Source organism: Mucilaginibacter sp. P5_A6, assembly GCF_056400585.1.
In genome coordinates this window covers 124,532-135,552 of the sequence record NZ_JBFUKZ010000024.1, presented here as the reverse complement: position 1 = coordinate 135,552, position 11,021 = coordinate 124,532, and the positions used below count along the sequence as shown (strand labels likewise).

Below are 11,021 nucleotides of genomic sequence, written 5' to 3'. Positions count from 1 at the left end.
GGCCTTCTGCTTATTATGATTTGGCTGAAGGTCCCCGTAAATTCCTAATGGGATTTCCCACAACCTGGGATGAAACGAAGCTAATCAACGGCTACCCGGGCGAAATGGTTGTTATAGCCCGAAGAAAAGGCAAGCTCTGGTATGTTGCCGGGCTTAACGGGAAAGATACTCCGCAAACACTCCATCTTAATTTAAACTTTTTAGGCAGCTCGAACTATTCTTTCCAACTATTCAAAGACGGAGCTGATACCAAATCAATCGCAAGCGAAACCAAAAATGTGAAAAAATCAAATACGCTTCAAATTCAATGTCTTCCTATGGGTGGCTTTGCAGGGGTGATCAGCGACAAAGACTCAAACACACTTTAATAAATATGTGCAAGCTAAATTCAAATACAAGCAAATCCTATTATACAAAACTAAGAGCGTCGGTGTTCGTGCTTTTGGCAAGCTGCTTTTTTTCAAGTTACGCGCAAAATATTGCTGGCATTGATCGAAAGCAGTTATTTGATAATGATTGGAAATTCTTTTTAGGAGATCCTTTAACAGCCGCATCAAAAAAAATCAACGAGAAGAATTGGCGTAAGCTCGACTTACCACACGACTGGAGTATTGAAGGAAAAATAGATCGTAAAAATCCGACAGGGAAAGATGGAGGATATTTTCCGGCCGGTGTAGCATGGTACCGGAAAACTTTCAAAGTTCCTGAAGAATGGAAAGGTAAAAATGTTTCCATTTATTTTGAGGGGGTTTACATGAATTCCGAAGTGTTTATTAACGGGGTATCGCTGGGAACATATCCTTATGGCTATTCATCGTTTAGTTATAACCTTTCGCCTCATCTTGCTTTTGGCCAGGAAAACGTCATTGCAGTAAGGGTAAACAATTCCCAACATAAGAACAGCCGCTGGTACAGTGGTTCAGGTATTTATCGGCATGTCTGGATGATGGTTACTGACGCTTTACATGTTGACAATTGGGGCGTAGCCATTACAACTCCCGAGGTGTCTTCAAAAGAGGCAAGCGTTCAGATAAAAACTTTAGTAGAGAATGAAACAAATTCGCCTCAAAATATTATCCTTAAAACCAAGATACTAGCTGGAAATTCTAAAAGCGTTGCGGATAATCAAACGAAGGTACAATTACCTGCCAGGAGCAAACAGGAAGTTATTCAGATCATCAAGGTTTTAAATCCTTTGCTGTGGATACCGGAATCTCCCAGTTTGTACCAAGCACAGGTGCAGATAATAAAAGATAACAAGGTTGTGGATGATACGAAAACCAATTTTGGCATACGTTCTATAAAGTTTACTGCAGAAAACGGTTTTCAACTTAATGGGAAAACAGTAAAAATAAATGGAGGCTGCGTACATCATGACAATGGCTGCCTGGGCTCTGCCGCTTTTGATCGTGCGGAGGAAAGAAAGATTGAGTTGCTTAAATCCGCGGGCTTCAATGCGGTAAGAACTTCACATAATCCTCCTTCCGAAGCTTTTTTAAACACTTGTGATAAATTAGGCCTGCTGGTGCTGGATGAATCATTTGATTGCTGGAAATGGGGAAAAAACGATAATGATTATTCCAAATATTTTGGCATGTGGTGGCAACGTGACTTGGAAGCAATGGTTAAACGGGACCTGAACCATCCTTCGATTATTATGTGGAGCATAGGCAATGAAATAGTGGAGAGGGGCGAACCTCATGCTGTAGAAACCGCTGCAATGCTTGCAAAAGCACTGAAGAAAATAGATAACACCCGTCCTGTTACATCCGCTGTGTGTGAGTTAAATGATAAACCCTGGACTATTTTTGATTCGCTGTTCGCGGTACACGATGTTGCCGGTTATAATTACAAAATGAACAACGCACCGGATGACCATAAGCGAGTTCCTTCACGTATTATTCTTCAGACAGAGTCGTTTGCGAAAGATGCTTTTKACAATTGGAAGATGGTGCAAAACAATAATTATKTTATMGGAGATTTTGTATGGACAGCTATGGATTATCTGGGAGAATCAGGAATAGGCGGTTGGTATTATAATGTTGAGACACCCGAAATGTATCCATGGCATGGAGGCTATTGCGGCGACATAGATGTGATTGGTTGGAGAAAACCTATTTCACATTATCGAAGTCTGTTATATAACAATACCGAAAAATTATATATGGCAGTACGCGAGCCGGAAAAACCTTCTTTGGAAATTAAAGGCAATTGGTGGACGTCAGGGCCTACCTGGGAAAGCTGGACATGGCCGGAGTTTGAAGGGAAAAATGTTCAGGTTGAAGTTTATTCAAAATATCCCAAAGTTCGACTTTATCTCAATGACAAACTCATTGAAGAAAAAGCAACGGCTGAGGAGCAGCAGTTTAAAGCTACATTTTCTGTGCCTTATTCACCCGGTATTTTAAAAGCTGTGGGTGTAGAAAATGATAAAGAAATTGAATCAAAAGTTCTGCAAACTTCCGGCGATGTTGCAAAAATAAAACTAACTGTCGATCGGAAAGTAATATTGGCAAATGGACAAGACTTGTCTTATGTAACAATAGAATTAACAGACAAGAATGGAATAATTCAACCGAATGCCGCGAACCCTTTGCAATTCAAAATTAAAGGCCCGGGTGTAATTGCCGGAGTTGATAATGCCGATTTGCAAGACTTCGATCAATACGTTGGCAATTCACGCAATGCATGGAAGGGACGCGCGTTAGTGGTCATTAGAAGTACGCACAATGTTGGCGATATTAAGCTTACCGTAAGTTCGCCGAGTTTACCTGAGGCTGTTTTAAATATCAAAACAGTTAAGCCCTGATTTGAGTAAAAAGAGATTTATTGAAGTCAGGGGACAGGACACGGAATAGGTTTGTGTGTAGCAAAAATTTGATGCATTATAAAAGATAAATACATGAAACTTAAATTTTTCAATCTGTTCATTTTGTATATAGTTACTGCCTTTAGATCAGCAAGTGTACAAACTAATCCCGAGTTGGCGCACGCATGTGCCAGCTAAAGCAACGCCCATCAGCGGTCTTATTTATTTTAACACATACACACCGATTCATGAAAGCAATTTTTAATTCAGTATCTCTAATTCTTCTTTTATTTTTCTTTAAATCTAATGCACAACAGAAGAGAATTATGTATCAGGATTCTGTCCAGACGGTGAAACTACAGGGCAATGCCGGGGGAAAGCGTTTCGATGGAATTGGTGTGGTAAATGGGGGAGGCGCTACATCGGTACTGCTGAAGGATTATCCCGAACCCCAACGCAGTCAGATTCTCGACTTACTTTATAAGCCAAAATTTGGAGCTTCCGTAAGCGCACTGCTTGTTGAGATTCCCGGCGATGGTAATTCGACGCAGGGGTCCATGCCGAGCCACATGCACACGCGTAACGATCTTGATTACTCCCGGGGCTACACCTGGTGGATATTACAGGAAGCCAAAAAGCGCAATCCCGATCTTACCCTCGATGCTACCGCGTGGAGCGCTCCCGCATGGGTTGGGAACGGAAATTTTTGGTCGCAGGATGCAGCCGATTATTACGTTAAGTGGCTGCAGGGGCTTCGTAAAGTTTACGGCCTTGAATTAGATGCCATCGGCTGCCGCAATGAAAAGGGATCTGACTACAATTTTGCGAAGACATTCCGTTCTACCCTTAATGCCAACGGCTTTGAAAAAATTAAGCTTCATGGGTTTGATCTCTGGTGGAAAGACAAACTAGACTTCGTTAAGGACTTTTCCAAAGATGAGCAGCTTCGCAACTCCATAGATATTATCAGCGCTCACACATTTTATGAAGGAGACACCGCTTCCCGACAAGTTCAGGAGATGGCTCAGAAACTTGATAAACCTATCTGGAACACTGAGGATCATGTTTATAAGAAAGGCTTCGATTGCCTGATCAGTATTGTAGAGTGTTTCAACCGCAACTATATTCAAAGCGGTGCTACCAAGATTGTGAATTGGTATGATATTGCCGGTGTTTACCCTATCGAGCCATACTCAGAAGACCCTGCTGCTATGCTGGCACAGTCGCCATGGAGCGGGCATTACCAGGTACGCGAGGCTTTGTGGGGTTATGCACATTATGGGCAATTCTCGAAAGTTGGATGGCAATACCTGAATGGGGGTAGTGTTAACCTTAAAGGTGGCGGAACTTTAGTAACCTTAAAATCGCCCGCAAAGGATTACAGCATCATCATCGAAACAAAAAACGCAAAAGCTCCACAACAAATTCGTTTTCAGATCGGCGAGGGGCTGTCTCTAAAACAGCTTTGCGTATGGCGTAGTAATGAGAAAGAGCATTTTGTACAGCAAGCTGGCATAAAACCAACAAAAGGCACATTTACACTTACTTTAGAACCCAATTCCGTTTACTCTCTTTCCACTACTACAGGGCAGCAAAAAGGAAGCTTTGCTAATATTCCCGATTCCAAGCCCTTCCCTTTTCCATATTATGAAACATTTGAACAATATTCCTCGCCTAAAGCATGGGGGCATTTACCACGCTACACTGCCGATATTGTCGATGCGTTTGAGATCACCGAACGCCCGGATAAAAAAGGCAAGTGCCTGCGCCAGGTTGTTCCGGAGGGAACCATCTCCTGGGCACCAGACTGGCGACCTTACAGTATTTTAGGTGATGCACAGTGGAAGGATTATGAAGTAAGCGCTGATGTTTATTTAAATGCTGGCGATACTGTTGGGGTTATGGGCAGGGTCAATCACGTTGGTACCGGGTATGGCTTTATTCCAAAAGGCTATTACCTACAGCTTGAAGACAATGGCAAATGCAGCATAATTGTAACCAGGGGAAAAGGGAATAAAAAGGAGCTTACCGGGGATGCTGAACAACAAGCAATTATCAAAAAACAAAACGATGAAAGCGAAGGTGGGGAAAAGGTGCTTGGTGAAATACAACTTTCAAATATCAGCCACAGTCAATGGCATAACCTGAAACTCCAATTCGAAGGAGCTGTTATTAGCGCATTCGTTGATGAAAAGCAGGTACTACAAGTGACGGATGGCTTGTACACCCAGGGAATGGCAGGACTGATTGCCGGTGGCGGTAAAAAGCTCAGTACACCTTTTTACGATAATTTATTGATCAAGGGCAGAAATGCCCCTGTGCCGAAGCCTTCTCTTGCAGCACCAGGACAACTGCCGATTTATATCGTTAAATAATTCTGTCGGCGAACGATCCACTCGGGAGCGGAAGTTACTTCCGTTTCCCCCGCCTTGGTAAGCTTATGGACTGGTTTTGTGCATCTGCTGAGCTTGTGCGCTATTGGCAGCACTGGCTAAGGAATGACGCGATACCTCATTGGTGCTGATTGATCTTATAAAACAAATTAAAAATTCGCGATGAAAATTAGATTATTAGCGGTTGCAACATTATACATTTTTGGTTATTTAAAAACATTTAGCCAGGAGGTCAATAATGTCATCGAGAAAGCGCAGTCCTTCCCTGATGCTTCGGTTGTATTAAAACCGTCATTTATAAAACAAGAGAAGACTTGAACACAAGGTATGTTAAATCTCTTGACCCCGACAGGTTATTACACAATTTTAGGGTAAATGCAAAATTGCCCTCTAACGCCAAGCCTCTTGAAGGCTGGGAAGCCCCGGATGTTGGATTGAGAGGCCATTTCACGGGACACTATCTTTCCGCAAGCTTTGGGCAGCGGTTACTTAAGCGCATTTCCGGAAGGCGAATTTGACACATTGGAAAAAATGTAGGGCGGTGTATGGGCACCATATTACACTTATCACAAGATCATGCAGGGCCTGCTGGATGTTTTTGTGCGTACCAAAAACAAGAAGGCATATGGGATGGTCGTGGAAATGGCGGCTTATGTCAATAACAGAATGTCCAGGCTTGATAAGGAAACCATTGAAAAGGTACTTTACACCCCGGCGGCGAATCCTGCAAACGAACCCGGTGCAATGAATGATGTTTTGTATAAACTCTACAAAATTTCAAAAGATCCTAATAAAATGTTTTCGTTTTTATTGGACATATTGCCACACTCTATCTCTTTGATAACAATCTGAGTTGAAGTACCGTAGTTCGTCTGAATGAATAGACTGTTACATTCGATACTTAATTAATTCGAATAATTCCTTAATGGCTAACGATTAACTACAACCTAAACGACCCGTTTGATTATAATCGTCGAAAGCCCATGAGTGTTAGTGCCCACTCGGATTTACTTTCGGATGAGAGAGTTTTTGAAAAGTGGCTTATTTCAGTCAATTCGTCGATAAAACGGTGCGGATTCTGCACCGTTATCCAGCCATAGCCACAGCTATTCATCTAACTTATTCTTTCTCTCTTTGTATACTTCTCGAATTACACTCAAAATACCCTCTAAATGTTCAAATGGAGTACCTTGATCACCGCAGATAGAATAGTCAAAAAACACCCATGAGTTAACCAAAATATACACGAATTCGCAAAGAAAATGAGCGACATCCATGGCGTCTTTTTTTGATGAAAAAAGACGCCATGTAAATGGTATAATATACTGATTTACAAGATGTTCAATCATTAAACATCTTGACTTTTTACCGCTGCATTTCGATATTTATTCACTTAAAAATCTATCGTCATGTTAGAAAAAAGTTTAGGCTTAATGTTTTTTTTAAAACAACCAAGGAATTACGAGGGTGGAGAAATGTATATCTACCTCAAGGTTACTGTAGATGGAGTTTCCAAAGACCTTTCGGTAAAACGTTCCTGGCTTCCTTTCAGATGGAATTCAAAAGGAAACCGTGCCAGTGGTAATAAAGAAGATGCAAAAGCACTCAATGAGTATCTTGACGTCATGCAAAACAAAGCGTACGATGCCAGGAAACATTTGATCGACCGCGGTAAAGCAGTAACGGCTTTAGCCATAGTAGAATTGTTATCCGGGATTAATGAAAGAAAATGGATGTTGCTTTCACTGTTCGAAGCCCACAACAAAGACTTAAAGAAAATGATCGGTAAGGGTGTCGCTAAAAGGACCTACACTAATTTTAATACATCCTATAAACACACCAGCAAATTTATTAAAGGAATCTATAAAGTTGATGATATGAACATCCGCTCTTTGGATTTAGACTTCATTAAGAAACTTTACAATTGGTATCGGACAGATTTAGAACTTAGTCATAATTCAGCATTGAAAAACATTGCCAATATGAAAAAGATAGTATTGGATTGTGTTAATTCTTTTTCGCTACTCAAAACTGACGCTAATTAGTGTTATTTTTTGTTTAATATAGCTGTGAATGAGTTTTTGTTGATCCCACACTGCATTGGATTTAGGCGCTCGGTGGAACAATTAAGCCTTTTAATGGAGCTACGTCTCAACGGCAGGGAGATGCAAAAAACCCTTATGCCCGCATTCAAAACCTGGGCCGTGGGGGAAGGGATAGTAAGATTGCAGTAAGAACGACTCAAAATCAATTAACAAAACATGAAACCTATCAAATTAAAAAGTAAAATAATGAAAACAAGACTAATGCTGGTTGTATTAAGTATTGTATTGACAACACAGATTACGGCTTCTGGACAAACAATTGCCAAACATCGCCTGATTGTCATTACGGACATCGGAAACGAGCCTGATGATTTTATGTCGATGGTCCGGTTAATGCTATACACAAATCAAATCGACATTGTAGGGCTCATCGCTTCAACATCCATTCATCAATCAAAAAAGGTTAGCCCGGAACTTATTGAAAAAGTCATTCGTAGTTATGAGAAGGTGCAACCTAATCTTCTAAAACATGAACCCGGATTTCCGACAGCGCAAAAATTATTAAGCCTGGTAAAAAAAGGCATTCCGGTTTATGGGATGGAAGGCGTAGGAAAAGGCAAAGATTCGGAAGGTTCGGACTGGGTAATCAAGATGCTCGAAAAGAATGACAGCCGCCCTTTATGGGTGACTGTTTGGGGCGGCCCCAATATACTGGCGCAAGCACTTTGGAAAATCAGGGAGACTAAAAGTGAAGGGGAAGCAAAAAGGTTGATAAGCAAGCTCAGGGTATACACAATTTCGGACCAGGATAATTCGGGGCCATGGATACGCAAGAATTTCCCCGACCTATTCTACATTGCAAGCCCGGGAAATTATTACGCGGCTACATGGTCGGCTATCTTAAGTGTATTTCCCGGCGCCAACAACGAAGTAGTCAGCAATGATTGGCTTATGCGAAATGTCCAGCAGGGACATGGGCCGCTCGGGGCAATCTATCCGGATGTATCTTTTGGCATGGAGGGTGATACCCCGTCCTGGCTCCCGCTGATTCCGAATGGACTGAACAACCCGGGACATCCAAACTGGGGAGGTTGGGGCGGACGTTATGAATTTTACAAACCACCCTTTGACCCTAAGCTGAAATGGATTGTTCCGCTGGAAGAAGAGACGAGACCATTTTGGACAAATGCCGAAGACCAATATACACCCTGGGTGCAAGGCAAATGGGGGAGTGCCATAGTAAAAGATACAGCAACATACAAAGACAACCATGTAACGATTTGGAGATGGAGAGAAGAAATTCAGAGTGATTTTGCGGCAAGAATGGCTTGGTGCAATACGGATTATAAGGCTGCCAATCACCCACCGGTTGCTAAACTCAATATGCCTGAACAGCTCACGGTAAAATCTGGCGAGACATTTAGCCTTGACGGCAGTGCATCCTATGACCCTGATGGAGATGCCCTGAGTTTTCATTGGTTTCAATACAGGGAAGCGGGAACGCTGCATAATACAATAGCGGTCGCTCCGGCAGAAAACATGTCTGTCATTCCAGAGTTAAAAGCGCCAGAGGTAAGTAGTATCCAAACTACTCACTTCATCTTGAAGGTTACCGATAAAGGAACGCCCCGGCTAACCCGATATAAAAGAGTAATTGTAACCATTCTTCCAAAGTAATGACGATAACAACATGGTGTTTTTTTACAGCCAATAACAGTCGAAAGGCGAGGGGGGGATTTCATTTCAGCTTGCCTCCTGTTTCTTTCCTTAACATCGTTTGCTCAAACAATAGTGCAAAATACATTGACCGCACATTTAGTCAATCCAATAGGCATTGAAACGACACAACCAAGGTTTAACTGGCAACTGCTAAGTGCGAGGCGAAACGTCCTGCAAACGGCTTACGAAATCCATATAGGTAGCAATGTATCTTCCCTGGCTTTAAACAAAGACGTTGTTTGGAATTCTGGGAAAGTTTCTTCTGACTCTTCTATCAATGTGTCGTATAACCGATGAGAGACTTAAGTTATACAGATGAAAATGGTAAAAGAATTATAGAGGATGGAGATTTTTTTATTCAAGTGGGGAATCAAAATACAAAAGTGGAGCTTATTAAATAGTTAGTTTTGAAATCCATCTGATTTTTAAAGGCTTTATGAACAAAAACAAAACTGAATCCTGGGCGCAAAAAAAGTATTATTATCAACCCAGACCGTTGTTGCACCTTCATACACATGGTCGGGAATTTATTAAGTTTTACCAAAAAAGAGGCCGTATCGTAATAGGAATGCGGCCTCTTTTTTGGGTATCTAAAAGGATCAATTTAAGTTATGACGCTTTTTTGCTCTGGTTTCTCAAAATAACCCAATAAAGATCAAGATTTACTCACCAAAAATATGATAATCTACTGAATTACAATATATTAAGTAGGGTGTCATCTTGACTTTTTAATTTGTTGATCAATATTTGGTTTTGTTTCTTTATTTAAACCCAAATATCAAAGGAAATAGAAAGGTCACAATAATTGTCCATGCGATGTAAATGGGTAGGTAGAACGCAATGACTTTCCCGACCCTGACTATATCAGCTTTTTTTGAAAGTACTCTGAAAAGTTGAACAGCAACTAAGAGCAGGTTTACTAAAATTAAGACATTACCACCCAGGACAGCAGTCCTGTTTGGTGTGATGCCCCATTCTGAGATCCGGAACAAAATGGCAGAAAGCGCAACGCCATTAACTATTATGGTTATAACAGATAGCAGAAATAGAACCCAGATCTCGGTATAACTTTTAGGTGCCTTAGATGTTTCGGCAACAGAAAAAAAGATAAGGGCCATAACGCCAACCTGTAAGACATTAAAGATCAGCAAGAACTCCCGGTCGTTATAAGGGTTTTTGCGTGAATAAACTATTGCCATAAGGTAAATTACCAGCATTACTATTACCAGGGGACTAAATAGTTTAGCGATTACAGGGGAAACCTTACCTACCAATTGTGGATTGGTCTGGGTAAGGTAGGTGCCAACAATTGGCGCTGCGGCAAGCCCGAAAATTCCAATATTTTTGAAATAAAACTCTTCAATATGAAAACCGATCAGCGAGAAAAGCCCGATGGTTATACCGCTCATTATAGCGCCTGCTATCAGGATGAGGGTTGTCATCACGACTAGGTCGCCGTTGTATTTTAAAAAGCTGAGCCGCTTACCGTCGTTATTTCTCTTCTCATTAACAAAAGCAAAACCTAATATCGACCATAGGAATAAGAGTAAATGAAGGCACGATAGGATCAGGGTATCGCTTTTCTTAACCTGAGGAAGGAAATTGATAAAGATCAAACCTGCAAAGGTTGCGCCAACAATAAAAGCAATTTTTATGGTTGATAATTTGTTCTTCCAGGCAAAGTAAGCCGTTAACAGCGGAAAAACGATAAAACCGATATTCCTATGATAGAAAAAGTCTTCGTCTATTGACAAAAATGCCGGTAGCTTTGCAATAACACCAGCCATCAGCGAAGCAATTATCACAAATAATAATTCACCGCTTGTGCCCCAGTTGATCTCATCAACTTCGTAATTAAGTCTTTCATTCCAGAAATCAGCAAGAGGATTGCCTTTTAGCTCCGGGTATAATGCACCGAACGATCGTTTAAATGACACCTTGTTAGTTCGGTACATCTTTTCGAGTTGCTTAGGGTCGTTTAGGTGGGTGAGTATTTCGTCTTTCATGAGTTTATACTTAAAATTTTATTGCTAATACAAAGTAAATAAAAGTACT

General features: G+C 41.2%; 8 protein-coding genes and 1 pseudogene. 8 read left to right on the top strand and 1 reads right to left on the bottom strand.

Going from position 1 to position 11,021, the window contains the following annotated elements:
* The 8 genes and pseudogenes from AC1DO4_RS22415 to AC1DO4_RS22380 all read left to right on the top strand — a co-directional run.
* Nucleotides 1-368, top strand: a 368-nt coding sequence (locus AC1DO4_RS22415) for a glycoside hydrolase family 97 C-terminal domain-containing protein (RefSeq protein ID WP_477419797.1), incomplete at its 5' end; no start/stop codon positions are given.
* Between the two features lie 5 nt (nucleotides 369-373).
* Nucleotides 374-2,809 (top strand): glycoside hydrolase family 2 TIM barrel-domain containing protein, encoded by a 2,436-nt coding sequence (locus AC1DO4_RS22410; protein ID WP_477419796.1) that lies wholly within the window; start codon nucleotides 374-376, stop codon nucleotides 2,807-2,809.
* A gap of 326 nt (nucleotides 2,810-3,135) precedes the next feature.
* The gene (locus tag AC1DO4_RS22405; protein ID WP_477419795.1) at nucleotides 3,136-5,184 is read left to right on the top strand and encodes a galactocerebrosidase; all 2,049 of its coding nucleotides are present in this window, start codon (nucleotides 3,136-3,138) and stop codon (nucleotides 5,182-5,184) included.
* A gap of 299 nt (nucleotides 5,185-5,483) precedes the next feature.
* Entirely contained in the window at nucleotides 5,484-5,720 is a 237-nt protein-coding gene (locus AC1DO4_RS22400) for a beta-L-arabinofuranosidase domain-containing protein (protein WP_477419798.1), read from the top strand.
* A gap of 34 nt (nucleotides 5,721-5,754) precedes the next feature.
* Nucleotides 5,755-6,054, top strand: a pseudogene (locus tag AC1DO4_RS22395) (beta-L-arabinofuranosidase domain-containing protein); the annotation flags it as partial.
* 557 nt (nucleotides 6,055-6,611) lie between these two features.
* Nucleotides 6,612-7,247 (top strand): phage integrase SAM-like domain-containing protein, encoded by a 636-nt coding sequence (locus AC1DO4_RS22390; protein WP_477419794.1) that lies wholly within the window; start codon nucleotides 6,612-6,614, stop codon nucleotides 7,245-7,247.
* 216 nt (nucleotides 7,248-7,463) lie between these two features.
* On the top strand, nucleotides 7,464-8,924 hold the full coding sequence (locus AC1DO4_RS22385) for a DUF1593 domain-containing protein (protein WP_477419793.1): 1,461 nt from the start codon (nucleotides 7,464-7,466) through the stop codon (nucleotides 8,922-8,924).
* 114 nt (nucleotides 8,925-9,038) lie between these two features.
* Nucleotides 9,039-9,263 (top strand): glycoside hydrolase family 78 protein, encoded by a 225-nt coding sequence (locus AC1DO4_RS22380; RefSeq protein ID WP_477419792.1) that lies wholly within the window; start codon nucleotides 9,039-9,041, stop codon nucleotides 9,261-9,263.
* 464 nt (nucleotides 9,264-9,727) lie between these two features.
* Here the strand turns inward: AC1DO4_RS22380 and AC1DO4_RS22375 are convergent, their stop codons facing one another.
* Nucleotides 9,728-10,972 (bottom strand): hypothetical protein, encoded by a 1,245-nt coding sequence (locus tag AC1DO4_RS22375; protein ID WP_477419791.1) that lies wholly within the window; start codon nucleotides 10,970-10,972, stop codon nucleotides 9,728-9,730.
* Nucleotides 10,973-11,021 lie beyond the last annotated feature (49 nt).

Bases quoted from the DNA above. Each gene is read 5' to 3' on its own strand.
- AC1DO4_RS22405 (WP_477419795.1), top strand. From the start codon at position 3,136: ATGTATCAGGATTCTGTCCAGACGGTGAAACTACAGGGCAATGCCGGG.
- AC1DO4_RS22390 (WP_477419794.1), top strand. From the start codon at position 6,612: ATGTTAGAAAAAAGTTTAGGCTTAATGTTTTTTTTAAAACAACCAAGG.
- AC1DO4_RS22375 (WP_477419791.1), bottom strand. From the start codon at position 10,972: ATGAAAGACGAAATACTCACCCACCTAAACGACCCTAAGCAACTCGAA.
- AC1DO4_RS22385 (WP_477419793.1), top strand. From the start codon at position 7,464: ATGAAACCTATCAAATTAAAAAGTAAAATAATGAAAACAAGACTAATG.